Source organism: Rhodococcus ruber (genome assembly GCF_016804345.1).
GTDB classification, from domain to species: Bacteria; Actinomycetota; Actinomycetes; order Mycobacteriales; family Mycobacteriaceae; genus Rhodococcus; species Rhodococcus ruber.
In genome coordinates, this window is the sequence record NZ_CP044211.1 from 4,536,927 (window position 1) to 4,563,059 (window position 26,133).

The following is a 26,133-nucleotide window of genomic DNA, read 5'->3' on the forward strand; positions in this document are numbered from 1 at the left end:
CGACACATGGTAAACAGCGCGTGAACTGCGCGGGAACGCGGCTGCCGGGTCAGGCCCGCAGTTCCTCCACCAGTGAATCCACCACGGCGACGAGGTCGCCGCCGGTCTGCTCCGCGATCCGGCGTTGCCGCTGGTAGGAGGCCCCCCGCACGGGGATCTGCGCCACCTGGGCGAGTTCGTCCGCGCAGCCGAGCCGCGCAGCCGTGGGGGTGAGCTGTTCGAGCAGATCGTTCAGGTCGTCGGTGACGAGCCGTTCGTGGCACACCGGGTCGAGGATCACCTCGGCCTCGAGGCCGTAGCGGGCGGCACGCCACTTGTTCTCCTTGACGTGCCACGGCTGCAGGGTGGGCAGCTGCTCGCCCTGCTCGAGCCGTTCGTCGTAGTACACGACGAGCGAGTGCACGAGCGCGACGAGGGCGGCCAGCTCGGCCTTGTTGGTGATGCCGTCGAACACCCGGATCTCGATGGTGCCCCACCTCGGCGACGGACGGATGTCCCAGTGCATGCCGCCCGGTTTCGTGATGACACCGGACTTGAGCTGATCCTCGATGAAGCTCTCGTACTGTGCCCAGCTCTCGAAGTGGTAGGGCAGCCCGGCCGTCGGCAGCTGCTGGAACATCAGGGCACGGTTGCTCGCGTAACCGGTGTCCACGCCCGCCCAGATCGGCGAGGACGCCGACAGGGCCAGCATGTGCGGGTACTTCACCAGCAGCGCGTTGAGGATCGGGATGACCTTCTCGGCGGAGGAGACACCGACGTGGACGTGCACCCCCCAGATGAGCATCTGCCGGCCCCACCAGCGGGTGCGCTCGATCATCTCGTCGTAGTCCGGGGACCGGGTGACGACCTGGTCGGTCCACTGCCCGAACGGGTGGGTGCCGGCGCAGATCAGATCCACACCCGCAGGATCGGCAGCCGTGCGCAACAGGTCGAGGGACTCGGCGAGGTCGTCGACGGCCTCGGCGACGGTGTCGTGCACATCGGTGACGAGCTCGACGGTGTTGCGGAGGAACTCCTTGGTGAGCCGCGGGGTCTGACCGGCACGCCGCTCGACCGCGTCGAAGACGACGGCGGCGGTGTTGGACAGGTCGCGGGTCTTCTTGTCCACCAGCGCGATCTCCCACTCGACGCCGAGGGTCGGGCGGGGCGAACCGGGAAACGGTACGGGCACGAGTCGATCCAACCACAGGGCCCCGGTGACCGTCGCCGGTCGCCGGGGCCCTGTGGATGGCAGTGTCGGGAGGTCGCCGTCAGGAGACGACGCCGCAGGCGAGACGCTCGCCCGCGGCGGTTTCCTGGTGGACGACGACGGCGGTGCCGTCCCCGCCCTGCAGGTCGTCGAGGGTGAACTCCTCGGTGGTGACGGTCAGCGACCCGGTGCCGTCCTCGCGCACCACGACCGCGCCGAGGTCCCCGCTCTCGGGGACGCTGGTGTTGCCGCCGGCCTGCAGATGCCCGCCCGCGGACAGGTAGTTGCCGGGCTCGCCTCCGGTCGGTGCGGTGGAGTTGGTCTCGCACTTGCCGACCTCGTGGACGTGGACGCCGCGGTAGCCGGCCGGCATGCCCTCGAGGTCGACCGTGACCTCGATACCCCCGTCGACCTCGGTGAAGGTGACCGTGCCGGCGGCCTCGCCGGCCGGGGTCCGCAGTTCGGCGGAGTTGTCCGCGCCGCCGCCGTGGCTACCCGATGCGCCCGCCGTGGCCTCGCCCGGGACGGCGCCGCCGCCGTGGGCCTCGTCGGCACCCTCCGGGGCGGGGGAACCCGTCCACACCGGCGGGGTGGTGCCGGGGGTGTCGCTCGGCTCCTCGCTGTTCGAGCACGCGCTCAGGCCCACCGCAGCGATCGCGACGATCGGGGCCAGGGCACGCCAGGACATGCGACGGGTGGAACTCGAGGCCATCAAACCGCTCCTTCGAAGTGGCGAAAAGTCACCCGATCATAACCGGGCGGCGGACGCCCTCACGGCGAGGTGACGATGACGATGACCCCGGGCGCGGAGTCCTCGATCCCGGCGAAGCGCGGCTGCGCCGTCACCCCCAGCGCCTCGGCCACCGCCTCGGCGGTCTGCCGCTCCCCCGGACCCGTGCCGTAGTACACGGACGTGGATTCGATCACGCCGTCGCTGTAGTTGCCCGTCTCCGAGACGGTGAATCCCTCGTCCTCGAGCAGGCCGGCCGTCTGGGCGGCGAGCCCGGAGACGTTGCTGTTGTTGAACACCCGTACCGGTGCGGCGGCAGTCCCGGGGTTGGTGGTGGCGGAGGCCGTCGTCGTAGCGCCGGCGGTCGTCGTCCGCGCCGAGGTCGCGGCGAACGGCGCCGACGTCACGGAGGTGGTCGCCGGCGCGGCGGCCGGTTCGGTCGCAGGCTCGGGAGCAGAGCCCTCGGAATCGGAGCTTCCGAGCGAGGCCAGGCCGAGGCCCGCGAAGAGGATGGCGAGAGAGATCAGCACCATCGCGAGCGCTCGCAGCGGCGGACCCGACGATTCCGAGGTTGTGCTCACGCTGTCGACCTTAGTTGCCGCGTCCGCCGGAGCACCGTCGTACTCGCACTACGTGGTGATCTCGAACCCGAGCCGGCGCGCGGCCCGGGCCTTCTGCCGGCTCGCGCGCAGGCGCCGCAACCGCTTGACGAGCATGGGGTCCGCCGCCAGGGCCTCCGGCCGGTCCACCAGGGCGTTGAGGACCTGGTAGTAACGGGTCGCGGACAGACCGAAGAGCTCCTTGATCGCCTCTTCCTTGGCACCCGCGTACTTCCACCATTGCCGTTCGAAAGCGAGGATGTCGCGTTCGCGGCGAGACAGACCGTCCGTGCCCGCCGGATCCACGACGGCGGGGTTGTTCTCGGCGTGGTTGCTCCGGTCGGAAACCTGCTCGGATTCGTTACCGATATGCGCTGCTGCGCCGTCCATCTCACTCCTCGACTGCCTCGAATCACACCGGCATCCGATCGGACCCGGGTGTTTCCGAGGGCAATTCAACCACGGTGGTACGACAGGTACCGGCTCAACGGACGGGCGAGTCCCGCCCACTATCCTCTTGCACCATGGCAATACTTCCGATCCGGATCGTCGGTGACCCCGTCCTGCATCACCCGACGAAACCGGTCACCCAGTCGCCGGCCGAACTGGCCCAGCTGATCGCCGACATGTACGAGACGATGGACGCGGCGAACGGCGTCGGCCTGGCCGCCAACCAGGTCGGAGTCGACCTGCGGCTGTTCGTCTACGACTGCCCCGACCTGGACGAGTCCGGCACCGTGGTCCGCCGCCGCGGCGAGGTGATCAACCCGGTGCTCGAGACGTCGGAGATCCCCGAGACCATGCCCGACCCCGACGACGACGTCGAGGGATGCCTGTCGGTCCCCGGCGAGCAGTTCCCCACCGGGCGCGCCGAGTGGGCGAAGGTCACCGGCACCGACGCCCAGGGCGACCCGGTCGAGATCGAGGGCCACGGCTTCTTCGCCCGGATGCTGCAGCACGAGGTCGGCCACCTCGACGGCTACCTGTACGTCGACAAGCTCATCGGTCGCAACGCCCGGGCCGCGAAGAAGACCATCAAGCGGGCCGGATGGGGCGTGCCCGGCCTGAGCTGGGTGCCGGGAACGGTCGAGGACCCGTTCGGCCACGACGACGAGGACTGACGCCCCGGTGACGACCGAGCAGCCCGTGCCCGTCGGCACCCGGGTGGTGCTGCGCTACCGGCTGCCCGCCGGGTACAGCCACCCGATGACCGACGTGATCGGGGAACTGGTCGCCCTCGACCCGGCCGTGGTGGTCCGCACCGCCGACAGCCGTCTCGTGCAGGTCGCGCCCGACGCCGTGGTGGCGCTCAAGGCACTCGGCGCCCGCCCGATCCGCACCGGCGAGATCCGCGCCCTCGAGAACGCCGCAGCCGCCGCCTGGCCCGGGCTCGAGCAGGGGTGGATCGACGGTTGGCTCCTGCGGGCCGGCGCCGGCTTCACCGGTCGTGCGAACTCCGCCACGCCGCTGGGCGACCCGGGCACGGTCGCGGACCCCCTCGACCCGGACGTGCACGCCCGGATGCGCGGGTGGTTCGCGGAACGGGGCCTGCCGCTGCGGCTCCTGCTGCCGGACCGGCTCGCGCGCATCCCGCACGGATGGACCCCGAGCGACGAGGTGCAGGTGCTGGCCGCCGACCTCGACAACGTGCCACTGCCCGGTGTCACCACCCCCGTGGCCGTGAGCCCCCGCCCGGACGCCGGCTGGCTGTCGCTGTACCGGTATCGCGGTGCTCCGGTGCCCGCCGAGGGCCGGGCGGTCGTCGAGTCCGTCCTGGGCGGCGCGCTGGGGTTCGGCCGTATCGGCAGCGACACCGCGACCCTGGCGATCGCCCGTGCCGCGGTCACCGATGCCCCCGACGGGCGGCGCTGGGTGGGGCTGACCGCCGTGGAGGTGGCCGCCGCACACCGCCGGCGCGGCCTCGGCACGCTCGTGTGCGGCGCCCTGCTGCAGTGGGGACGCGACCACGGCGCCACCCACGCATACCTGCAGGTCGCAGCGGACAACGACGCCGCCCGGGGCCTGTACCGGGCGCTCGGATTCGTCGAGCACCATCGCTACCGGTACGCGACGGAACCTGTCCGCCCGCTCGCCTAGAGTGGGACCGTGCGTCTTGCTACCTGGAACGTGAACTCCGTCCGTGCCCGTGCCGACCGGATCCTCGACTGGTTGCAGCGGTCGGGCACCGATGTGCTCGCCATGCAGGAGACCAAGTGCAAGGACGAGCAGTTTCCGTACGAGCGGTTCGAAGAGCTCGGCTACCGGGTCGCACACGTCGGGCTCTCCCAGTGGAACGGCGTGGCCATCGCCTCCCGCATCGGTCTCGACGACGTGCAGATCGGGTTCGAGGACCAGCCCGGATTCACCAAGGACCCGGACGCCGACCCGGCGCAGGAGGCCCGGGCGATCGGCGCGACGTGCGGCGGGGTGCGGGTGTGGAGCCTGTACGTGCCCAACGGCCGCGAACTGGCCGATCCCCACTACGTCTACAAGCTCGAGTGGCTCGCGAAGCTGCGCGCCGACGCCCAGGCCTGGCTCGCCGCCGACCCGCAGACGCAGATCGCGCTCGTCGGCGACTGGAACATCGCGCCCACCGACGAGGATGTGTGGGATCCGGCGTTCTTCGAGGGGAAGACCCACACGTCGGAGCCGGAACGGGAGGCGTTCCGCGCGTTCCTCGACAGCGGCTTCACCGATGTGGTGCGCCCGCACGCCCCGGGCCCGGGGGTGTACACCTACTGGGACTACACCCAGCTCCGATTCCCGAAGCGTCAGGGCATGCGGATCGACTTCGTCCTCGGTTCCCCGGCGCTCGCGGCGCGTGTGGCCGGCGCGGAGATCGACCGCAACGAGCGCAAGGGCAAGGGGGCGAGCGACCACGCGCCGGTCGTCGTCGACCTCGCGGACTGAGACGTCCGGTCCCCGGCCCGGCCCGGCGCGTCAGCGACGACCGGCGGCCGGCTCGAGGGGCAGCACGACGTCCCGATACTCGGGGTGGGCGGTGAGGAAGCGCTGCACATAGGTGCACACGGGACGGACCCGCCAGCCCCGCTCGCGCGCGAGATCCAGGGAGCGGCCCACGAGAACGCCCGCGAGCCCACGGTGCCCGAAGTCCTCGACGATGACGGTGTGCAGGAAATCGACGACGGGATGGTTGCGTCCGGGCACGCCGGAGGGACGATCCGTGTCGAAATACCCGAGGATCCCGACAAGATCCCCGTTCAGGCGTAGCTCGAAGCGGTTCTGATCCTTGTTGTCGGTCACCTCGGTGCGCGGCGAGTTGACGAGCATGATCCCCTCCGTGGTGCCGTAACCGAACTGTGACCTACGCCACTATAGAGCATGCAGGGTGCATCTGCCGAGACGTGTGAGACAAAACTGGACGTTGCCCCGGGACGGTGCCGCGCCGGTGTGGCAGCGCACATCGGCGGCCGCACGCGCGGCCGGGATCCGAGCCGGGGGGCCGGGCCGGCAATCGGACCGGATCGGTAGGGTCGCAGCCGTGAAGCTGCTGCCCCTGCCCCCGAAGGGCCGAACCCCGGTCCGTGCCCTCACCATCGCCGGCACCGATTCGGGGGGTGGGGCCGGGATCCAGGCCGACTCGCGCACCATGGCGATGTGCGGCGTGCACGCCTGCGTCGCCGTCGCGGCCGTGACCGTGCAGAACTCCGTGGGCGTCAGCGGCTTTCACGAGATCCCGCCCGAGACGGTGGCCGCGCAGGTGCGCTGCGTGGTGGAGGACATCGGGGTCTCGGGCGCCAAGACCGGCATGCTCGCCTCCACCGGGATCATCGAGGCGGTCGCCGCGGTGTGCACCGAGGTCGGCATCGGCCGGGACCGGCCGGTACCGCTCGTGGTCGACCCGGTGTGCGCGTCGATGCACGGCGATCCCCTGCTGCACGCGGAGGCCCTCGAAGCGGTGCGGCACACCCTGATCCCGCAGGCCACCGTGGTCACGCCGAACCTCGACGAGGTGCGGCTGATCACCGGTATCGAGGTCGTCGACGACGCTTCCGCGCGGCGCGCCGCCGAGGCGCTGCACGACCTCGGCGCCCAGTGGGCCGTCGTCAAGGGCGGGCACCTGCGCACCTCCGAGGTCAGCACCGACCTGCTGTTCGACGGGGATCGTTTTCTCGAGTTCACCAGTCCCCGCATCGACACCGGCAACGACCACGGCGGCGGCGACACGCTCGCCGCGGCGATCGCGTCGGCCCTGGCCCACGGGTGGTCGGTGCCCGACGCCGTCGCGTTCGGCAAGGAGTGGGTCACCCGGTGCCTCGAGTGGTCGTACGACCTCGGCGCCGGGCACGGCCCGGTCAACCCCCTGTGGCGACTGCAGTCCTGACCCGCCAGATCCCGAGTTCGGGCGGCACACCCTTGGGGGCCGAGGTGAACAGCCCACGCCGATGCGAGCGCACCTCGAGGCCGAGCGCGTCGACCGCGCCGGGCGGCAAGGCGTCGAGCGTCGCGGACGACACCACCACGTGCCCGTTCCCGGCGAGCTCCATCATGCGGGCCGCGACGGTGACGTCGACGCCCAGCCAGTCGCTGCCGATCCGCCGGGGCAGGCCGGTGTGCGCGCCGACCCGGATCTGTGGCCGGTAGCCGTCCACGGTCACCTCGGTCAGGGCGGCGCGGGCCGCGAAGATCGCTTCCAGCGCCCGTTCCGGCCGGTCGAACACCACCATCAGACCGTCGCCGAGCCGCTTGACGATTGTGCCGCCACGGTCGGTGAACGCCGGCTCCAGCGCCCAGGCGACGCCGCAGCAGGTCGAGGGTGGCGACGTCGCCCGCGGCGAGGGACCACGTCGAGAATCCCACGAGGTCGGTGAAGACCACGGTGACCTCCCGGTCGCCGCGCCCGGCGCCGGTGCGTTCGAGCAGCGCCTGCCACGCTTGCAGCACGCCGAAGCCGAGTTCGTGCACCGCGCTCGGCTCGTCGACGTCTCGCCACCTCCCGGCCAGCCGCGCGACCGCCTGCGGCCCGCTGGTCCCCGCCGTGGACAACGGATCGCCGAAGCCGGGGTCGCCGGGCAGGGTGCGTCGCAGCCGCCGGGCCAGCCGGACCAGTTCGGGCCGCCGGTCGACGGCCGCGAATCGGTCCACGAGGCGACGACCGAACCCCGGTGTCTCATCCATCGGATCGGACCTCGGTGCGTTGCGGTCCGACCGGAACCCCGTCCGGTCCCGTGACGGCCCGCGCATACGTGCCGACCCCGTATCCGACGGCCGAGGCGGCGACGGCGAGTGCCGCCCGGTCGATGTTCGCGAGCGTGTCCTGCGGGCTGTGGTAGTTCGGGTCGAACGGTTCCTCGCCCGTGCCGCCCCACTTCTGCGCCTGCTCCGGGGTCTTGCGGTCGTCGGCACCGGAGAACACACCGCCCGCGGGGATGCCCGCGTCCACGAACGGCCCGTAGTCGGAGCGCCCGTCGAAATCGGTGCCGTCGGCGGCGATGCCGCGCGAGGTCAGGTAGGCCAGGAACGTGCGCTCGATGCCCGCCGAGCCCTCCGGTCCCGGACCGGTGCCCACCGCGTCGGAGTCGTCGCCGTCGTAGACGAGGTATCCCGGATTGGGCGAGCCGAGCATGTCGAAGTTCAGGTACAGGGCGATGTCCTCGCGGCCGGCGTCGTCCAGGGAGGCCACGTAGTCGGTGGAGCCGACCAGCCCGACCTCCTCGGCGCCCCAGAACGCGAACCGCACCGCGTTGGTGACGCCCGGTTCGCTGCCGAGTTGCAGCGCCGTCTCGAGCACCGCAGCGACGCCGGTGCCGTTGTCGTTGACGCCCGGGCCCTCCGGGACGCTGTCGAGGTGGGCGCCGACGACGACCACGTCGTCGGTCGAGCCCGTGGCGGTCTGCGCGAGCACGTTGCGCGAGCGCACGCTCTCGATGCGGGTGTCGAGGAGGAGGGTCACGGTGGCGGGGGCAGCGGCGAGCGCGCGGCCGTCGGCGCCGCTGATCCCCGCGGCGGGCACGCGGTCGTCGCCCTCCTCGCCGAGCGTCGCGCCGGTGAGCGCACCGTCCTCGTTGTTGGCGACGAGGAGCGCCGCCGCCCCCCGTTCCGCAGCGACCTGCTGCTTGACGGAGAACGGGCACACCCCGCGGGTGACGAGCACGACGGCACCGGAGACGTCGAGCCCCTCGTAGTCGGAGGCCTCGCACCCGGGCGTGTCGTCGGCGGGCACCGGCACGAGGCGGGCGGTGAGCCCGTCCGGACCGGTCGACGGCGAGAACTCGAGGGCCCGGACCGGCACCGGCGCGCCGGCGACGGTCAGGGTCTCGGCCTCGACGTCGAAACTGCGGACGTCGAACTCCGGGGTCTGCACGTCGAATCCGGCGTCGCGCAGCCGGCCGGCGACGTAGTCCACGCTCGCGTCGTAGCCGGCGGTGCCCACGGCGCGGTTGCCGTCGTGCTCGGTGGCGATGCGGTCGAGTTCGGTGAGATGCCCGACCACCGCATCGATTCCCACGGCCTGCGCCAGCGCGGCCGGATCCACCGGTGGTGGTGGCGGTGGCTCCTCCGAACATGCCGCCGCCAGCAGCACGATCGCTGCGGCGACGCCCCCGGCCCGTACCCGCGCTCCCCGGTTCATCCGCCGAGGATACTCACGCGTCGCGCCGGTTCACCACGAGCAGCGCGGCAGCGAACACCACGGCGACGAACACCGCGAAGTACACCAGCGAACCCCACGGTCCCCAGTGGAAGTCGATGCCCTGATCGCTGCCGAGGAAGTGGTTGGCATTGGCGAACGGCAGGAAGGGCTGCACCTGCCGGCCGAACGAACCGAACAAGGCGAACAGCGACTCGATCAGCAGCGGCCACAGCAACAGCAGCGCGATGGTGCCGGCGGACTGGCGCAGCAGCGCCCCGACGGCGACGGCGAGCACTGCGCACAGCAGCGCGTAGATCGAGACGCCGTAGATCGACCGCCAGGCCTGGTCGCCCTCGAGGACGAGTTCCCGCCCGGCCTCCGGGCCCGCGAGGGCCTTGGCGAGGGCGAACGACGCGAGCGCCAGCACGCCGGTGAGCACCGCGCCGAACAGCCCGATCAGCAGCGCCTTGACGACGAGCACGACGCTGCGGTTCGGCATCGCCTGGAACGTGGTGCGGATGACCCCGAACCGGTACTCGCTCGTCACCGACAGCGCCGCGAGGATCATCAGCACGAGCACGCCGAAGCCGGCGACGCCGCTGACCGCGACGTCCACGGTCGGGTAGAACCGGCCCATCTCGTCGTCGACGGACATGCTCGCCTTGGAGGCGGCGCCGAGGATCGCGGCGAGGCCCAGGCCGAGCGCAACGATCACGACGGTGCACCACCACGGCGACTGGGTGGAGGTGAGTTTGATCCGTTCCGCCTTGACGGTGTCCACGGCCACGCTCGCCGCCCCGGTGTTGTCGACGGCCACGCTCATCGCAGCTCCCCCTTCATGGGCTGCACGGCCGGGTCTCCGGCCACGGCTCCCTGGTACTCCACGTCGTCTCCGGTCAGTTTCATGAACGCCTCCTCGAGCGAGGCGTTCCGGCTCGCCAGCTCGTGCAGCACGACCGAGTGCGCGGCGGCGAGCTCCCCGATCTGCGCGGTGGTGACGCCGCTGACGATCAGCGCGCCGTCGTCGTCCCGGACGGCGTGGCCCTGCCCGGCCAGTGCCGTGCGGAGGGTGTCGAGCTGCGGGCTGCGCACCCGCACCGTCGCCTCCGACGCCCGCTCGACGAACTCCGCGACGGACGTGTCCGCAATGAGCCGGCCCCGGCCGATCACCAGCAGATGATCCGCGGTCTGCGCCATCTCCGACAGCAGGTGGCTCGACACGAGCACGGTGCGCCCCTCCGCCGCCAGGGCCTGCATGAATCGGCGGATCCACACGATGCCCTCGGGGTCGAGGCCGTTGACGGGCTCGTCGAACAACAGCACCTTCGGATCCCCGAGCAGCGCGCCGGCCAGTCCCAGCCGCTGCGACATGCCGAGCGAGAAGCCGCCCGCGCGCTTGTCGGCCACCTCGGTCAGGCCGACGAGCGCGAGCACCTCCTCGACCCGCGAGTTCGGCAGCCCGTTGGATGCGGCGAGCCAGCGCAGGTGGGCCCGCGCCGACCGGTTCGGGTGCACCCAGCGCGCATCCAGCAAGGCACCGACGGTCCGCAGCGGCCGCTTCAGCTGGCGGTAGGGGACGCCGCCGATCAGCGCGGTCCCGGCGGTGGGCCGGTCGAGGCCGAGGATCATCCGCATCGTCGTGGATTTCCCGGCACCGTTGGGGCCGAGGAATCCGGTGACGATCCCCGGCCGGACGGTGAATGTCACGTCGTCGACGGCGACGGTGGAACCGAAGGTCTTCGTCAGTCCGGTCACTTCGATCATGACCCACAGCCTGCCCGATTCGGCCGGATCGCGCCGCGCGGGGTCGTCCTCCGCCCCGACACTCACCCACCGCCACGGTTCAGCAGGCGCGAGTCCCACCCGCGACCGCGCAGGTCCGTCCGGACCGAAGACCCCGCACCGCGCTCACTCCGGCCAGGGCGACATTTCGGCCGGCGACGAGACTTCGCCGGATCGAGGACGACCGGTCCCGAGCCTGCGGTTCACACCGTCTCGGGGACGTGCAGGTGCGCGATGGCGAGCTCGAATTCGCAGGTGTCGAGTATCTCCGCGCCCGCCTCGCGAGTCACTGCGGCCCGGATACCGTCGAGGCGTTCCCTGTGGGGTTCGATCGCCTCGGCGCTGTCGAACGTCACGGACGACACCCCGCGGCCGGATGCGCGGTCGATCATCAGGCTGGCGCTGCAGAACCCGTCGAGTTCCTCCAGCTCGGGCAGTGCGCCCATCTTCCACAGGTCGACGCCGCGGTCCATGTGCGCCGGGTCGGTCTCGACCCACGTGACCCGGCACCAGGCCCCGCGATCCGAACGGTGGTCGCGATGCACGACGGCGATCTCCCACCGCGACACCTCCGTGGTGCCGTGGAAGATCCTGGCCGCGTCGTCACGGAGCATGCGCACCGTGTCCTCGCTGGCGCGCATCGAGTCCTCGTCCCGCCACGAACTGGTCGCGATGCACCGGCCCGTGCCGCGATCGATGAGCAGGGACATGCCGAGGCAGCCCTCGATGTCTGCCAGCGTGGGCATCACGGTGTCGCGTACGTGCCGGATCCCGGCGTCGATGTACGACGGATGCGCGTGAATTGTGGTCGAGCGTGCGAACACGATCGGCACCCTTCTCCTCAGGGCGGTGCCGACGCGGCGCCGCCGGTCGTTGTCGTCCCCCCGGGTTTCACCATGCTCCCCCGATCCGCTGGAGGCAATAGACGGGCGTGCGCCGGCATTGCGGGGCGACCGGTTTCGCACGACCTTCGTCCGCCGCCGCTGCCGCCCTGCGAGCGCGGGCAGTGCCCCCCCGTGCACGACCGTTCTCCGCCCTCGACGAGGCCGGGGGTGCCGCGACGCGTGCGGCACCACCGGGTCCGTCGAGAAACCGACCGTCACCGCCTCACATCCGGTCGCCTCAGGGTTCGAGCGGCGACGAGGCCTGCGCCCAGAACCGCTTCGGGATGCGGCCCGCGTGCCGGGCCCGGAAGCCCGCCTCGACGGCGTGGCGCATCGCCGACGCCATGAGCGCCGGGTCCTTCGCCCGGGTCACCGCGGTCGCCAGCAGCACCGCGTCGCACCCGAGTTCCATCGCGAGCGCGGCGTCGGACGCGGTACCGATGCCCGCGTCGAGGATCACCGGCACCCCGGCGGCCTCGACGATCATCTCGATGTGGTGCGGGTTGGAGATGCCCAGCCCCGTGCCGATGGGCGAGCCGAGCGGCATCACGGCGGCACAGCCGACGTCCTCGAGCCGTCGCGCCAGCACCGGATCGTCGTTGGTGTAGGGCAGCACGACGAACCCGTCGTCGACGAGTTGTTCGGCGGCCGAGACGAGTTCGATCGCGTCGGGCAGCAGCGTGCGTTCGTCGGCGACGACCTCGAGCTTGACCCAGTCCGTCCCGAGCGCCTCGCGACCGAGTTGCGCGGTGAGCACCGCCTCGGCGGCGCCGCGGCAGCCGGCGGTGTTGGGCAGCGGCGCGATGTCGAGGCGGCGAAGCAGATCGAGCACGCCGGTCCCGGACGCCGCGTCCACCCGGCGCATCGCCACGGTGGTCAGTTCGGTGCCGGAGGCGACGAGGGCCTCCTCGAGCACGGCGAGATTCGCGGCCCCACCGGTGCCGGTGATCAGCCGCGAGGCGAAGCTGCGTCCGGCGATCGTCAGGGGCGGCAGGTCGTGGCCGGGGTTGCGCTCAGCCACCCTGCACCGCCGTCAGCACCTCGATCTGCCAGCCCTTCTCGACGCGCTCGGACCACCGTCCCCGGGGGAAGAGGGCACCGTCCACGGCGACGGCGACCCCCCGGTCGGGGAGGCCGAGTCCGCTCAGCAGCTCGGCCATCGTCGGCGCCTGGGCGAACCAGCGCTCCTCCCCATTGACCGTGACTCCCACCGTCGGCGCACCGTTCATCACACTCACTCCTCGGTAAATCGTTGCGGATCAGCATATTTCGCCACAGCGAGCGGTTCGTCCGCGAGCTCCGCGACCACCGCGTCCGCCGTGACCGGGGTCAGCAGCACGCCGTTGCGGCCGTGCCCGGTCGCGGCGATCACCCGCTCGGACAGCCGGCCGATCAGCGGCAGGTTGTCCGGGCTCACGGGTCGCAGCCCCGCACTCGCCTCGTACAGCTCGTACTCGCCGATCGCCGGGAACAGCGCCTCGGCGTCGGCGATGAGATCCCGCACCCCCGCGACGGTGACCTGCGTGTCGTCGGCCTCGTACTGGGTTGCGCCGACGACGAGTCCGTCCGCGCGCGGCACCAGGTACGCGGGCCGGCCGTGCACGCTGCCGCGGACCGTCCGGTGCGGGGCGGGAGCCGCGCCCGGCCGGGTCCGCAGCCGCAGGATCTCCCCCTTGACCGGCCGCACCGGCAGGCCCGGCCACAACCGCGCCGAGGCGGCACCGGCCGCGAGCACGACCCGGTCGGCGTCCAGTTCGGTGACGTCACGCACCGGCTCGTCGACGAAGCTGACGCCGGCCCCGGCGGCAGCCCGTCGCAGCGCGTCGACGAGGACCCGGTTGTCCACGGCCAGCTCGTCCGGGGCCAGCAGACCCAGACGGATGCGCGGCCCCAGCGACGGCTCGAGTTCGCGCACCTCGGCGCGGCCGAGCACGCGCATCTCGTGCCCCTGCGCCGACACCCACTCGGCGATCGTGCGCAGGTCGGCGGCGTCGGCCGCGTCCAGCGCGACGGTCAGCGAGGCGGTGGAGGTGAACAGGTCGAGGCCGGTCTCCCGGAGCAGTTCGGCACCGAACGCCGGCCAGCGGGCCAGCGACGCGGCACCCAGCTCGAGGACGTGTTCCTCACCCGGCCAGCCCTCCGACAACGGTGCGAGCATCCCCCCGGCCACCCACGACGCCCCCGCTCCCGGGGACGGGTCGTGCACGGTCACGGTCCAGCCGGCCCGGGCCGTGCGCCAGGCGATCGACAGCCCGATCACGCCTCCGCCGACGACGGATACGGTTCCCAACAGTTCGTCCACCTCACTCCCTGCGCCGGCATGATCCGGTTCAGGTGCTGACGGTCGGGGCCGGCAGGCCCCCTCTCAGCCCCGCGATCCCCGGGACTCCCGTGTCGATTCGTTCAGAGCAGAGACTACCGTCTCCGCCGTGACTACCTACCGCGGCAACCGTCCCGCCCCCCGGGAACGCCTCGCGCAGGCCCGGCTCTACCTGTGCACCGACGCCCGTCGCGACACCGGCGACCTGGCCCGATTCGTCGAGGAGGCACTCGCGGGCGGTGTCGACATCGTCCAGCTCCGCGACAAGGGCTCGGCGGGCGAGAAGAAGTTCGGCCCGCTCGAGGCCCGCGAGGAGCTCGAGGCGCTCGAGGTGCTCGCCGCCGCCTGCCACCGGCACGGGGCCCTGCTGGCCGTCAACGACCGCGCCGACATCGCCCTGGCCGCCGGCGCCGACATCCTGCACCTCGGGCAGGGCGACCTGCCCGTGCGGTACGCCCGGCAGGTCCTCGGCGACGACGTGGTGATCGGCCGCTCCACCGCCAGCCGGGCCCAGGCCAGCCTGGCCGACATCGAGGACGGCGTCGACTATTTCGCCAACGGACCGGTGTGGGAGACCCCCACCAAGCCGGGCCGCACCGCAGCGGGCCTCGAGGTGCTGCGGGAGGTGGCCCGGTCGCAGCCGCGGCGGCCGTGGTTCGCCATCGGCGGCATCGATGCCGAGCGGCTGCCCGAGGTGCTCGACGCCGGCGCCACCCGCATCGCGGTGGTCCGCGCCATCACCGCGGCACCGAATCCGCGGACCGCGGCGGCCGCGCTGAAGGCCGCGCTGCCCCGCTGACGGTCCGTCACAGCCGGTCGCGCACCCGCGGCGGCCGCACTGGCGGCGCCGCCCGCTGACGGTCCGTCACAGCCAGTCGAGCACCGTCGACGGCGCCAGGGTCGGCACATCCCCGGGCAGCCGGGCGCGCAGTCCCCGGTCGGCCGTCACCACCACGGTGAGCACCTGGTCCAGGACCGCCGACGTGCCCTTCGCCAGGACGGCCAGTTCGTCGTCTCCGCTGCCGGCGGCGGTGTGCACCAGGGTGCGGTCGTCGTCGATCACCGCCGCGCGGGCCTGCCCCTCGAGGACCGCCTCGATGCGGCTCACCCAGCCGAACGAGCCGCCGGGCAGCTCGACGGTGCGGGGCACCGACTCCGCCAGCTCCGCGAGCAGTCGTGCGGTGGCGCCCGGCCGGTCGCGCCACCAGCCGTTCGGCCGCGCGCCGAGGACGTTGGCCGTGTCGAGCAGCATCCGCACCGCCCGGGTCCGCAGGTCCGGCCAGGCGGCCGCGAACCCGGAGTGCAGGGGCATGGTCTCGACGTCCGCCTCCGGCACCCAGCGCAGTTCGGTGCTCTCCCCGTTGAGGGTCGTCTCCATCGGGCTCGGGGTGTCCGCGACGACCGTGGTGTACGTCCATCCTCCGTCGACGCCGGAGGTGACCCGCTCGGTGCGCACGCTCACGGCAGCCGGGTCGATCCCGGTCTCCTCCTCGGCTTCCCGTACAGCCGCGACGACGGGACTCTCGTCGCTGTCGCGGGCGCCGCCGGGCAGCGCCCACGTGCCGCCCTGGTGGCTCCACGCCGCGCGGTGCTGCAGCAACACGGCCGGGGTGCCGTCGGGCAGCGGTGCACGCAGCAGCAGCCCGGCCGCGCCGAATCTGCCCCACCGGCGACCACCGTCGGGTCCGACGGCCCAGCCGTCCCCGTCACCTCGCATCGCGTCCGCCTCCCTGCCGCCCGGTCGCAGGCCGCGAGCCGGGCGTCCACCGTCCTCGGACGGCAACAACATCCCAGTACTGCTTATATGCTCGCCACACACAGTGCCACATCGGAAGGGGTGCTCTCGTGGACGTGCGCGTGACCCCCACGCTCGGCGCGGTCGGGGGTCGCCTCCAGCGCGGCGACGTGTCCGGTCCCGTCGTCGACCACGACCGCCGCGCCGACGACTGGCGCGCCCTGCTCCGATCCACCCCCGTCGCACTCTTCACGCTCGGCGCCCTGCTGCTGATCCTCCTCATCGTCTCCGGCATCGTCGCAGGTCAGACCGTGACGAGCCGGCAGGCCACGCACAGTCGGCTGCTCACCTCCGTCGAACCCCTCGCCGACGCCGCCCAGAGTCTCTACAGTGCCCTGTCCGTCGCGGACGCGGCCGCCGCCACCGGCTTCATCGCGGGCGGTATCGAACCCGAGGAGGTGCGGGAACGCTACACCCAGGCCGTCGGCGAGGCGTCCACCCAGCTCGTCGCCGCGGCCGGCGGAATCGCCGCGGACGACAGGGTGGGCGCCCGGTTGGTGGCGGACATCGCCGGTCGGCTCACCGTCTACACCGGCCTGGTGGAGACGGCTCGTGCGAACAACCGCGTCGGAAACCCCGTGGGCGCCGCCTACCTGGGCGAGGCCTCGCACCTGATGCAGTCCGAACTGCTGCCGATGGCGCAGGAACTGTACGAACGCAGCTCGTCCGCCGTCACGTCCACCCAGCGTGCGGCCGTGCAGCCGCCGTGGACGTCGATCGGGATGCTGCTGGTGACGGTCGTCGCGCTGACCGGCGTGCACGTGATCGTCTCGCGGATCAGCCGCCGCACCCTGAACCTCGGTCTGCTCGCGGCCATCGCCTCGACGGGGATCCTGCTGTGCTGGCTCCTCGTTGCGGGACTGATCTCGTCGAGCGCCACCCGGAACGCCGTCGAGCGCGGCGGCGAACCGCTCGGGGTCTTCACCGACAGCCGGATCCTCGCCCAGCAGGCCCGGACCGCCGAGACGCTGCAGCTGGTCCGGCGGGACGTCACCGGCGAATACGACGCGATGTTCGACGGCAGCATGGACCGTCTCGACGAGTTGCTCACCGGCTCCGCGGCGGCCGACGTGGAGACCCAGGCCGAACCCGCCGGCCGCGCCGCCGAAGCGCGCACGGCCTGGCTGGCATCGCACGACCGCGTGCAGGCGGCGCTCGACCGGGGCGACTACCCGGCTGCCGCGATCCTCGCCACCGGCCCCGGGCCCGACGAGGCGGCGGCCCAGTTCCACGCCGTCGACCGCGCCCTCGAACGGGGCATCGACCTCGCGCGCGCCGAACTCCGCGGCAACGAAGTCCGCGCCGCGGACACGCTGTCCGCGCTCGCACCGGCCGCGTGGGTGCTGACCGTGCTCGCGGGGATCGGCGTCGTGGGAGGACTGGCGCCACGGATCCGGGAGTACCTGTGAACATCCGCAACGCCCTCCTCGCCGCCGTCGTCGCCGCGGCCGTCCTCACCGGTGGGTGCGCGACGTCGCAGCCGGAGATCGTCGTCGGCCCCGACGTGTCCTACACCGAGCCGCCGCTGCCGGAGCGCGCCGCACTCGCGCCTACCGACGTGCCGATCCCCCCGGAGCCGGACTGCGGCGACCCGACCGCCGGGCTGCGTCCCGACGGGGCGACGACCGGGCCCGCCCTCGATGCGATCCGGGCGCGCGGGCGCCTCGTCGTCGGGCTCGACACCGGCAGCAACCTGATGAGTTTCCGCGACCCCTCGACCGGCCGGATCGCCGGGTTCGACGTGGACATCGCCCGCGAGATCGCCCGGGATCTGCTCGGCAGCCCGGACCTGCTCGACTTCCGGATCCTGAACTCCGCGGACCGGGAGCAGGCCCTGCAGGATTCCACCGTCGACATCGTCGCGAAGACGATGACGATCACGTGCGCCCGACGTGAACGCGTCGACTTCTCCACGGTGTACTTCGTCGCCCAGCAGCGTGTCCTGGTGGTCCAGGGCTCCGACGTCCGGGACGTCGCCGATCTCGCCGGCCGGCGGGTGTGTGTCGTGCGCGGCACGACGTCGCTGATGCGTCTGCGGCAACTGCAGCCGTCCGCGGCGATCCTGACGGTCCCGTCGTGGGCGGACTGTCTCGTCGTGCTGCAGCAGCGCCAGGTCGACGCGGTCAGTACCGACGACACGATCCTCGCCGGGCTCGCCTCCCAGGACCCGTACCTGGAACTGGTGGGGGCGCCGATCGGAACCGAGCCCTACGGCATCGGGATCGCGCAGGGCCGTGAGGATCTGGTGCGGTTCGTCAACGGCACCCTGGAGCGGATCCGTCGGGACGGCACGTGGACGCAGATCTACAACCGCTGGCTCACCGTCCTGGGGCCCGCCCCGGCGCCGCCGCCCCCGACGTACGTGGACTAGAGAGAACCCATGTCCGACACCGACGACGACACCGGACCGGCGACAGCGTCCGCGGCACCCCCGGATTCCGGTCCGGCCACTGCACCGGCGGCCCCGCCGGAGTCCGGTCCGGCGACCGCACCGAGCGCCGGCCCGGGAACAGCACCGAGCATCGGTCCGGGAACGGCACCGAGCATCGGTCCGGAAACAGCACCGAGCATCGGTCCGGAAACAGCACCGAGCATCGGTCCGGAAACAGCACCGAGCATCGGTCCGGAAACAGCACCGAGCATCGGTCCGGAAACAGCACCGAGCATCGGTCCGGAAACAGCACCGAGCATCGGTCCGGAAACAGCACCGAGCATCGGTCCGGAAACACAGCGCAGCCGCCAGGCGAGCGTGCCGTCGCAGCGGTCGTCCTCGCGCCGCTCCCGGTCGCGGCTGCCGTCGCGGCGACGTCTCGCAGGTATGGTCGACATCCCCGTCCCGACCCCCGTCGATCCCGAGTCCGTCGTCCTGCGCGACCCGCACGTCGCCGAGGGCAAACGGTTCTGCTGGAAGTGCGGCAAGCCGGTCGGCCGCAGCACCCCCAACGGACCGGGCGCGACGTCGGGCCGATGCCCTTCGTGCGGAACCCCGTTCGAGTTCACTCCGATGCTCGCGGTCGGCGACGTCGTCGGCGGACAGTACGTCGTGCAGGGCTGTCTCGCCCATGGCGGTCTCGGCTGGATCTACCTGGCGATCGACCGGAACGTCAGCGATCGCTGGGTGGTCCTGAAGGGTCTGCTGCACTCGGGAGACGCCGAGGCGCAGGCCGTCGCGCTGGCCGAGAAGCAGTTCCTCGCCGAGGTGACGCATCCGAGCATCGTGAAGATCTTCAACTTCGTCGAGCACCCTCGCCCCGACGGCAGCCCGATGGGCTACATCGTCATGGAATACGTCGGCGGGCACTCGCTGCGCGAGGTGCTCGACACCTGCCCCAAGCCCGCGCGGATGCCCGTCGAGCAGGCCGTCGCGTACGTCCTCGAGATCATGCCGGCGCTGAGCTATCTGCATTCGGTCGGGCTCGTCTACAACGACCTCAAGCCCGAGAACATCATGGTCACCGAGGAGCAACTCAAGCTCATCGATCTCGGTGCCGTCACCGGAATCGAGGACTACGGCTACCTGTACGGCACGCCGGGCTACCAGGCCCCGGAGATCGTGCGCACCGGCCCGACCGTGGCGTCCGACATCTACACCGTCGGCCGGACCCTCGCCGTGCTGACCCTCGACATGCCGTGGAAGCAGGGGCGTCCGGCCGACGGCCTCCCCACGCCGGCCGAGGCGCCGCTGCTGGCGGAGTACGAGTCCTACCACCGGCTGCTGCTGCGGGCCACCGATTCCGATCCGCAGCGGCGGTTCGAGTCGGCCGACGAGATGGCGAGCCAGCTGACCGGTGTCCTGCGCGAGATCCTGTCGCAGCAGACCGGCGAGGAGCATCCGGGGCTGTCGTCGGTGTTCAGCCGGCAGCGGACGACGTTCGGCACGGACGAGGCCGTCGGGCGCACGGATTCGATCGTCGACGGTGTCGAACGGGACGAGAACCTCGCGGCGCGTGATGTGGCGGCGGCGTTGCCCGTTCCGCTGCTCGACCCGCTCGATCCGAGCGCGGCACTGTTGGCGGCGGCGGTGCACAGCGAACCTCAGCAGACCCTCGACGCGCTGCGCCACGCGCGCGACAACGGCATCGAGCGCGTCGTCGGCACGGCCGACGTCTCGTTCTCCCGGGAGATCACCCTCGCCGAGGTCCGCGCCCATCTCGACCTCGGGCACGGCGTGCGCGCCACCGAGATCCTGGGCAAGCTCGAACGTGACCTGGGAGCGGACTGGCGCATCGACTGGTACGCCGGTCTCGCCGAGTTGATCAACGGCGAATACGAGTCCGCCTTCGGCAGATTCGAGAAGGTGCTCGCCGCGACGCCCGGCGAGGCCGCACCCAAGCTCGCCCTGGCGGCCACGGCCGAACTCATCCTGCAGCATTGGGAGAGCGACGATCCCGGTGCCTGGCGCGCGTTCTGCGAGAACTACTACCGCACCGTGTGGCGCACCGACCACAACGTGGTGAGTGCCGCGTTCGGTCTGGCGCGGCAACTCACCCTCCGCGGCGATCGGGCAGCCGCGATCGCCGCTCTCGACCAGGTGCCGCCGAGTTCCCGGCACCACGCCGTCGCCCGGATGACGACCGTGCTGATCCTGCTGCACGACCGTCCGGTCGAGGAGATCGAGGAGGCCGACCTGCGCGAGGCCGCGCGGCGGGTGGCGACGTTGTCGCCCGAGGAGGGACGGCTTCTGCAGATGCGCACCCTGGTGCTCTCGATCGCTCTCGACTGGGTCCGCGCCGGGCACTCGGCACGGCGCGAATCGGACCCGATTCTCGACGTCCCGTTCGACGAGAGGGGTCTTCGCAGCGGTACCGAGACCGGTCTGCGGGACCTGGCCCGCAACGCGCCGACCCGCGCCCACCGCTTCACGCTCGTCGACCTGGCCAACGCCATCCGCCCCCGCAGCCTGCTGTGAGCGAGCGGGCGGATCTCGCGGCATCGGCCGAGTAGGCTCGACGACAACCTCCCGCTCGGCGCGGGGGTCGCCCGATCACCGTCCCTGTGGACAACTCCGAAGTTGTCCACAGTCCGGCGAGGTGGGTTCCGCAACGGCCGGACGCCCTGCATCGTGTGCGTCCGTGCATTCCTTCGACGCTCCCTTCCGGGGCACCGAGGCTATCGCGTCCGGTGCGCTGACCGCCTACGAGTTGCGGCACGGATTCGTCCGCCTGCACCGCGATGTTTACGTGCGGCGAGGTGTCGCGCCTACGGCACGCAACAGGGCCCGGGCGGCGTGGTTGTGGTCGGCGGGCAGGGGAACGCTCGCCGGACTGTCGGCCGCGGCGCTGCACGGGACGAAGTGGATCGACGGCTCCGCCCCGGCGGAGCTGCTTCGGGCCGGTCACGTGCGTGCGCCCTCCGGCATCGTCGTCCGGCAAGGCATCCCGGACGACGACGAATTGTGCCGCGTGGACGGAATGACGGTGACAAGTCCGGCGCGGACGGGGTTCGACCTCGGCCGCACTGCGAAAGGGGACCGTGCTGTCGAACTCCTCGACGCCTTGTGTCACGCCACCGGTGTGAAGCCTGCGGAGATCCGCGAGCTCGCCTGCCGGCACGCGGGAGCGCGTGGGGTGTCCGCATTGCGTCAGGTGCTCGAGTTCGTCGACGGCGGCGCCGAGTCCCCGCCCGAGACACGGACGCGCCTGCTGCTCGTGCGCGGCGGGCTTCCTGTTCCCGAGACCCAGATCCACGTCCGTGCCGCGGACGGACGACTGCTCGCCCGCGCCGACCTGGGGTGGCGATCCTGGCGGGTTCTCGTCGAGTACGACGGCGGACACCACTGGACGGACCCCGCCCAGCGCACCCGGGACATCGACCGGTACGCGCTGCTCGAGTCCGCGGGATGGCGGGTCGTCCGAGTCGACGCTCGACTGCTCGCCGAGCGCCCGGACGTCGTGCTCGAGCGAGTACGGGCGGCGTTGCGGGCGGCCGGCGCCCGGTGGTGAGGAAGCGAGCGGGAGGATCTCGCGGCATCGGCCGAGTGGCCTCGACGACAACCTCCCGCTCGGCGCAGAAACGTCCCTCTCGCCTACACCAGCGCCGCGGCCGCCCGCGCGATCGCGAGCTCCTCGTCGGTGGGGATCACGAGGACCTCCACCTGCGACGTGTCCGCCGAGATGCGTCGCTCGCCGCGCTCCGGCGCGACGTTGCGTGCGTCTTCGACGACGATGCCGAGGCGTTCGAGGCCGGCGAGGGCGTCGCGGCGGACGTCGACGTTGTTCTCGCCCACCCCGCCGGTGAACACGACGACGTCGACGCCGCCGAGTTCGACGAGATATGCGCCGAGGTACTTGCGCAGCCGGTGCACGTAGACGTCGTAGGCCAGCTTCGCGTCCTCGGAACCCTCGGCGACGAGCCGCAGCAGCGCCCGGAAGTCGTTGACACCCGACAGGCCCTTGAGCCCGGAGCGCCGGTTGAGCAGGCCGTCGATGGTGTCGACGTCCATCCCCGCGCTGCGATTCAGATGCAGCAGCACGCCGGGATCGATGTCACCGCACCGGGTTCCCATCACCAGACCTTCGAGAGGGGTCAGTCCCATGGACGTGTCGACGGGCCGGCCGCCGGCGATCGCGGAGGCCGACGCACCGTTGCCGAGATGCAGCACGATCTGGTTCAGCTCCGACAGCTCGCGTCCGAGGAACCGCGCCGCACGTTCGGACACGTACTGGTGCGACGTGCCGTGGAACCCGTACCGCCGGATTCCGTGTGCCCGGGCGACGTCCCGGTCGATCGCGTAGGTCGCGGCTGCGGCGGGCAGGGCGTGGAAGAACGCCGTGTCGAACACCCCGACGTGCGGAATGTCGGGCAGTTCCTCGCGCGCGACCTCCATGCCGATGACGTTCGCGGGATTGTGCAGCGGCGCAAGAACGGACAGTTCCTCGACGGTGCGCACCACGTCGTCGTCGACGAGGGTGGGCTCGTGGAACACCTCACCGCCGTGGACGAGCCGGTGGCCGACGGCGATGATGCCGGCCTCGCGCAGGGGCCGGCCCAGTCCCTCCACCCAGTCGAGGACGATCCGCAGTCCGGCCCGGTGGTCCTCGATGGGACCGACGTGTTCCTCGGTTCCGGTGGTGTGGTGGAACACGACCCGGCCCTCCGGCTCGCCGATCCGCTCGATGAGACCGTGCGCCACCGACTCCCCGGTCCCGGGGTGGACGAGCTGGAACTTGATCGACGACGAGCCCGAGTTGAGCACCAGCACGGTGCCTTCCGTCCGGGCGCTCATTCGTCGACCTCCTGCGCCTGGATGGCGGTGATCGCCACCGTGTTCACGATGTCCTGGATCAGCGCCCCCCGCGACAGGTCGTTGACGGGCTTGCGCAGGCCCTGCAGTACCGGCCCGACGGCGACGGCTCCGGCGCTGCGCTGCACGGCCTTGTAGGTGTTGTTGCCGGTGTTGAGGTCCGGGAAGATGAACACGGTCGCCCGGCCGGCGACCTCCGAGCCGGGCAGTTTGGCGCTGGCGACGGACGGTTCGATCGCGGCGTCGTACTGGATCGGTCCTTCCACCGGCAGATCCGGCCGGCGTTCGCGCACCAGGGCGGTGGCGGCGCGGACCTTGTCGACGTCGGCGCCCGACCCGGATTCGCCGGTCGAGTAGGACAGCATCGCGATGCGCGGTTCGATGCCGAAACGGGCGGCGGTGGCGGCGGAGGAGATCGCGATGTCGGCGAGCTGTTCGGTGGTGGGGTCGGGGACCACCGCGCAGTCGCCGTAGGCGAGCACCCGGTCCGACAGGCACATGAGGAAGATGCTCGACACCGTGGACACGCCGGGTTCGGTCTTGACGATCTCGAAGGACGGCCGGATGGTGTGGGCGGTGGTGTGCGCGGCACCGGAGACCATGCCGTCGGCAATGCCGAGATGGACCATCATCGTGCCGAAATACGAGATGTCGCTCATGATTTCGCGGGCGCGTTCGATCGTCATTCCCTTGTGGGCACGCAGCCGGGCGTATTCCTCGGCGAACTGCTCGGCGAGGTCGGACGATCTGGGATCGAGCACTTCCGCGGCGCTCAGGTCGACGCCGAGTTCGGTGGCCCGGCGCCGCACCTGGGTCTCGTCGCCGAGGATCGTCAGGTCGGCGATCCGGCGTTGCAGGACACGGCCCGCCGCGCGCAGGATCCGATCGTCGTCGCCCTCGGGCAGCACGATGTGCCGGCGCCGGCGGCGTGCCCAGTCGATGAGCTGGTACTCGAACATCTGCGGGGTCGTGACGGACGGCCGGGGCACGTCGAGGCGGCTCAACAGCTGATCGGTGTCCACGTGCTGTTCCATCAGCGCGACGGCGGTGTCGATCTTGCGGTGCGCGCCGAGAGCCATGCGGCCACGCGTCCGGTCGGCCGCCGACGCGGTGTCGAAGGTTCCGAGGCTCGTCGTCAGGATCGGCAGGCTGGGCTTGAGCCCGGCGACGAGCTGCGCCACCGCCGGGTGCGGCAGGAGCCCGCCGTTCATGATGATCCCGGCCAGCGACGGAAACCCCTCGGCCGCATTGGCATTGACGAGGGCGAGGAGCACGTCGGAGCGGTCCGCGGGCGCGATGACCACGACGCTCTCGGTGAGGCGTTCGAGGATGTGCTCGGCGGTCATGCCGCCGACCATGACGCGCAGCGCTTCGCGGTGCAGCAGTTCCGGGTCACCGCTGTAGAGTTCGCCGTCGACCGCGGTGAGCAGTTCCCCCATGGTCGGCGCGACGAGGATCGGCACCTCCGGCAGCGTCCACAGCGGCACCCCCCGGTCGCCGACGGCCGCGGCGATCTCGTCGAGCCGGTCGGCGGGACAGCGGTTGACGACGATGCCGGTCAGGTGGGCGTGCTGGGCGGCGAGTTCGGCGGTGCACACGCCGGTCAGTTGCGCCACCTCGTCGGGGGTGCGCCGCGAGCCACGCAGGACGAGCAGGACGGGCGCGTCGAGATTCGCGGCGATGCGGGCGTTGTAGCCGAGTTCGCTGGGGTTGGCGATCTCCGTGTAGTCGCTGCCGACGATGACGACGGCGTCGCAGCGGTCCGCGACGGCGTGGTACTTGACGACGATCTCGCTGAGGGCGGCCTCGGGGTCGGCGTGCACGTCGTCGTAGGTGGCGCCGACACACTCGTCGTAGTCGAGGTCGACGGTGATGCGTTCGAGGAGCAGTTCGAGGATGTAGTCGCGGTCGCCGTCGGAGCGGGCGATGGGGCGGAAGACACCGACCCGCGCGGCGGAGGCGCACAGCGCCTGGAGCAGGCCGAGCGCGACGGTGGACTTGCCGGTGTCGCCCTCCGGGGCGGCGATGTAGATGCTCGACACGGACTCGGCGGCGGCGCTCATGGCTCACACGATAGGCGGCTCGCCGCCGGTGCGTCCTTTGGGCTGCGGGAGCAACCCGAAAGACACACCGGCGGCGGGGCGGTGTCAGTCGGCGAGCGGGTCGAGCGCGAAGTCGTACGTGGCGACCCTGCGCCCGGCGTCGTCGGCCTGGGGGTCGAGGACGAGTTCCGGCTTCGTCGCCGTCGCGACGTCGTCGTCGAGCCACTCACCGCCGGCGAAGTACAGCTGGGTGACGATCGGGTGCCGGCCGGGCGCGGTCACCCGCAGGTGCAGGTGGGCGGGGCGCCACGGGTGCCAGCCGGCCGCCTCGATGAACCGGCCGGTGGGCCCGTCCGTCGGGATCTGGTACGGGGCCGGTTCGATGGTGGTGATCGCGTAACGGCCCTCGGTGTCGGCGACGACGGTGCCACGTAGATTCCACTGCGGCAGGTGCGGGGCGAACTGCGAGTAGTAGCCCTCGTCGTCGGCGTGCCAGATCTCGATACGTGCGCCGTCGAGGCCCCGACCGTCGAGGTCGGTGACCTGCCCGCGCAGGACCAGCGGGGCATGGACGCGATCCTTGTCGCGCATCGGGAGGGTGCACTGTGCGGGTAGTTCGGGGGCGCCCGGAACGTAGTACGGCCCCTCGATGCTGCCTTTGGTGCCGCGGAATCGCCGGGAGTTGACGTCCTCGATCTCGTGCTCGACGAACACGTCGAGCAGCAGGGGCCACTCGCCGCCCTCGCCGACGTCGATGAGCCACTGCTTGAGCACGCGGTACTCGTCGTAGGTGACGGCATGCTTCTGGATCAGCGCGCTGAATCCCGCGAGGGCTTCGGTCGCGATGGCGGACAACCGCTCCGGTGAGGTGTCGGCGGTGAAGCGTTCGCCCTTGAACTTGTCGGTGGCGGCGTTGCCGGAGGCGACGGCGGTGGGGCTTTCGGTGATGGTCATGGT

The 26,133-nt window shown here is 71.7% G+C and carries 26 protein-coding genes, 1 pseudogene and 1 riboswitch; of the genes and pseudogenes, 9 read left to right on the forward strand and 18 right to left on the reverse strand.

Annotated features, from left to right (window positions below; all coding sequences use genetic code 11):
- Positions 1 to 49: 49 nt before the first annotated feature.
- The 4 genes from F1734_RS20850 to F1734_RS20865 form a co-directional block, all read right to left on the reverse strand.
- A complete protein-coding gene (locus F1734_RS20850) occupies positions 50 to 1,171 on the reverse strand; it encodes a glutamate--cysteine ligase (RefSeq protein ID WP_017681291.1) in 1,122 nt (373 codons plus the stop codon).
- Positions 1,172 to 1,250: 79 nt separating this feature from the next.
- Complete coding sequence (locus tag F1734_RS20855) at positions 1,251 to 1,901, reverse strand: superoxide dismutase family protein (protein ID WP_010592225.1); 651 nt, start codon at positions 1,899 to 1,901, stop codon at positions 1,251 to 1,253.
- 59 nt (positions 1,902 to 1,960) lie between these two features.
- A complete protein-coding gene (locus tag F1734_RS20860) occupies positions 1,961 to 2,500 on the reverse strand; it encodes a LytR C-terminal domain-containing protein (protein WP_040270736.1) in 540 nt (179 codons plus the stop codon).
- 48 nt (positions 2,501 to 2,548) lie between these two features.
- Complete coding sequence (locus tag F1734_RS20865) at positions 2,549 to 2,908, reverse strand: DUF3263 domain-containing protein (RefSeq protein ID WP_017681288.1); 360 nt, start codon at positions 2,906 to 2,908, stop codon at positions 2,549 to 2,551.
- A 134-nt stretch (positions 2,909 to 3,042) separates the two neighbouring features.
- Here F1734_RS20865 and F1734_RS20870 point away from each other — a divergent pair, with 134 nt between their 5' ends.
- From F1734_RS20870 to F1734_RS20880, 3 genes are read left to right on the forward strand one after another with little or no spacing between them, the layout of a single operon-like run.
- Positions 3,043 to 3,639 (forward strand): peptide deformylase, encoded by a 597-nt coding sequence (locus tag F1734_RS20870; protein ID WP_010592228.1) that lies wholly within the window; start codon positions 3,043 to 3,045, stop codon positions 3,637 to 3,639.
- 7 nt (positions 3,640 to 3,646) lie between these two features.
- A complete protein-coding gene (locus F1734_RS20875; RefSeq protein ID WP_017681287.1) occupies positions 3,647 to 4,615 on the forward strand; it encodes an N-acetylglutamate synthase, CG3035 family in 969 nt (322 codons plus the stop codon).
- 9 nt (positions 4,616 to 4,624) lie between these two features.
- On the forward strand, positions 4,625 to 5,428 hold the full coding sequence (locus F1734_RS20880) for an exodeoxyribonuclease III (RefSeq protein ID WP_010592231.1): 804 nt from the start codon (positions 4,625 to 4,627) through the stop codon (positions 5,426 to 5,428).
- 30 nt (positions 5,429 to 5,458) lie between these two features.
- Here F1734_RS20880 and F1734_RS20885 read toward each other — a convergent pair whose 3' ends face one another.
- Entirely contained in the window at positions 5,459 to 5,809 is a 351-nt protein-coding gene (locus F1734_RS20885; protein WP_010592232.1) for a GNAT family N-acetyltransferase, read from the reverse strand.
- A 211-nt stretch (positions 5,810 to 6,020) separates the two neighbouring features.
- Between F1734_RS20885 and thiD the strand changes: the two genes are divergently transcribed.
- Positions 6,021 to 6,863, forward strand: a complete 843-nt coding sequence (gene thiD, locus F1734_RS20890; protein WP_203010997.1) for a bifunctional hydroxymethylpyrimidine kinase/phosphomethylpyrimidine kinase — start codon at positions 6,021 to 6,023, stop codon at positions 6,861 to 6,863.
- On the opposite strand, the pseudogene F1734_RS20895 reads toward thiD, so the two are convergent.
- The 8 genes and pseudogenes from F1734_RS20895 to thiO all read right to left on the reverse strand — a co-directional run bounded on the left by F1734_RS20895 (position 6,835) and on the right by thiO (position 14,069).
- Positions 6,835 to 7,657, reverse strand: a pseudogene (locus F1734_RS20895) (adenylate/guanylate cyclase domain-containing protein). The gene thiD and the pseudogene F1734_RS20895 sit on opposite strands and share 29 nt — an antisense overlap.
- The gene (locus F1734_RS20900; RefSeq protein WP_190242316.1) at positions 7,650 to 9,110 is read right to left on the reverse strand and encodes a M20/M25/M40 family metallo-hydrolase; all 1,461 of its coding nucleotides are present in this window, start codon (positions 9,108 to 9,110) and stop codon (positions 7,650 to 7,652) included. Before F1734_RS20900 ends, F1734_RS20895 begins: the two are co-directional and overlap by 8 nt.
- 13 nt (positions 9,111 to 9,123) lie before the next feature.
- A complete protein-coding gene (locus F1734_RS20905) occupies positions 9,124 to 9,933 on the reverse strand; it encodes an ABC transporter permease (protein WP_064066344.1) in 810 nt (269 codons plus the stop codon).
- Positions 9,930 to 10,874, reverse strand: a complete 945-nt coding sequence (locus F1734_RS20910; protein WP_203010998.1) for an ABC transporter ATP-binding protein — start codon at positions 10,872 to 10,874, stop codon at positions 9,930 to 9,932. The genes F1734_RS20905 and F1734_RS20910 overlap by 4 nt, the downstream gene beginning before the upstream one ends.
- Before the next feature lie 221 nt (positions 10,875 to 11,095).
- Positions 11,096 to 11,725, reverse strand: a complete 630-nt coding sequence (locus F1734_RS20915) for an antibiotic biosynthesis monooxygenase (RefSeq protein ID WP_010592238.1) — start codon at positions 11,723 to 11,725, stop codon at positions 11,096 to 11,098.
- Between the two features lie 289 nt (positions 11,726 to 12,014).
- Entirely contained in the window at positions 12,015 to 12,797 is a 783-nt protein-coding gene (thiG, locus tag F1734_RS20920; RefSeq protein WP_040270724.1) for a thiazole synthase, read from the reverse strand.
- Positions 12,790 to 13,005: a sulfur carrier protein ThiS gene (gene thiS / locus F1734_RS20925; protein ID WP_010592240.1), complete on the reverse strand. Its 216-nt coding sequence runs from the start codon at positions 13,003 to 13,005 to the stop codon at positions 12,790 to 12,792. Before thiS ends, thiG begins: the two co-directional genes overlap by 8 nt.
- Positions 13,006 to 13,010: 5 nt before the next feature.
- Entirely contained in the window at positions 13,011 to 14,069 is a 1,059-nt protein-coding gene (gene thiO / locus F1734_RS20930) for a glycine oxidase ThiO (RefSeq protein WP_225222524.1), read from the reverse strand.
- Positions 14,067 to 14,179, reverse strand: a riboswitch (TPP riboswitch). (Overlaps the previous gene by 3 nt.)
- 26 nt (positions 14,180 to 14,205) lie before the next feature.
- Between thiO and thiE the strand changes: the two genes are divergently transcribed.
- Positions 14,206 to 14,895 carry a thiamine phosphate synthase gene (gene thiE / locus F1734_RS20935; RefSeq protein ID WP_040270720.1) on the forward strand — a complete coding sequence of 230 codons (690 nt, stop codon included), beginning with the start codon at positions 14,206 to 14,208 and terminating at the stop codon, positions 14,893 to 14,895.
- Positions 14,896 to 14,961: 66 nt separating this feature from the next.
- Here thiE and F1734_RS20940 read toward each other — a convergent pair whose 3' ends face one another.
- Complete coding sequence (locus F1734_RS20940; RefSeq protein ID WP_010592243.1) at positions 14,962 to 15,813, reverse strand: NUDIX hydrolase; 852 nt, start codon at positions 15,811 to 15,813, stop codon at positions 14,962 to 14,964.
- Between the two features lie 128 nt (positions 15,814 to 15,941).
- On the opposite strand from F1734_RS20940, the gene F1734_RS20945 reads away from it, so the two are divergent.
- Both F1734_RS20945 and F1734_RS20950 read left to right on the forward strand, forming a co-directional pair.
- The gene (locus F1734_RS20945) at positions 15,942 to 17,300 is read left to right on the forward strand and encodes a hypothetical protein (RefSeq protein WP_010592244.1); all 1,359 of its coding nucleotides are present in this window, start codon (positions 15,942 to 15,944) and stop codon (positions 17,298 to 17,300) included.
- Positions 17,297 to 18,262, forward strand: coding sequence for a glutamate ABC transporter substrate-binding protein (locus F1734_RS20950; protein WP_010592245.1), 966 nt, complete (start codon positions 17,297 to 17,299; stop codon positions 18,260 to 18,262). Before F1734_RS20945 ends, F1734_RS20950 begins: the two co-directional genes overlap by 4 nt.
- Here the strand turns inward: F1734_RS20950 and F1734_RS26580 are convergent.
- Entirely contained in the window at positions 18,259 to 18,720 is a 462-nt protein-coding gene (locus F1734_RS26580) for a hypothetical protein (protein ID WP_420803895.1), read from the reverse strand. The genes F1734_RS20950 and F1734_RS26580 overlap by 4 nt on opposite strands.
- Here F1734_RS26580 and F1734_RS20955 point away from each other — a divergent pair.
- A complete protein-coding gene (locus F1734_RS20955) occupies positions 18,710 to 20,800 on the forward strand; it encodes a serine/threonine-protein kinase (protein WP_420803896.1) in 2,091 nt (696 codons plus the stop codon). The genes F1734_RS26580 and F1734_RS20955 overlap by 11 nt on opposite strands.
- Before the next feature lie 163 nt (positions 20,801 to 20,963).
- Positions 20,964 to 21,833, forward strand: coding sequence for an endonuclease domain-containing protein (locus tag F1734_RS20960; RefSeq protein ID WP_102031403.1), 870 nt, complete (start codon positions 20,964 to 20,966; stop codon positions 21,831 to 21,833).
- 83 nt (positions 21,834 to 21,916) lie between these two features.
- Here the strand turns inward: F1734_RS20960 and F1734_RS20965 are convergent, their stop codons facing one another.
- The 3 genes from F1734_RS20965 to catA all read right to left on the reverse strand — a co-directional run bounded on the left by F1734_RS20965 (position 21,917) and on the right by catA (position 26,130).
- A complete protein-coding gene (locus tag F1734_RS20965) occupies positions 21,917 to 23,116 on the reverse strand; it encodes an acetate kinase (RefSeq protein WP_017681276.1) in 1,200 nt (399 codons plus the stop codon).
- Complete coding sequence (gene pta / locus F1734_RS20970; RefSeq protein WP_102031404.1) at positions 23,113 to 25,197, reverse strand: phosphate acetyltransferase; 2,085 nt, start codon at positions 25,195 to 25,197, stop codon at positions 23,113 to 23,115. The genes F1734_RS20965 and pta overlap by 4 nt, the downstream gene beginning before the upstream one ends.
- An 84-nt stretch (positions 25,198 to 25,281) precedes the next feature.
- Positions 25,282 to 26,130 (reverse strand): catechol 1,2-dioxygenase, encoded by an 849-nt coding sequence (catA, locus tag F1734_RS20975; protein WP_040270710.1) that lies wholly within the window; start codon positions 26,128 to 26,130, stop codon positions 25,282 to 25,284.
- Positions 26,131 to 26,133 lie beyond the last annotated feature (3 nt).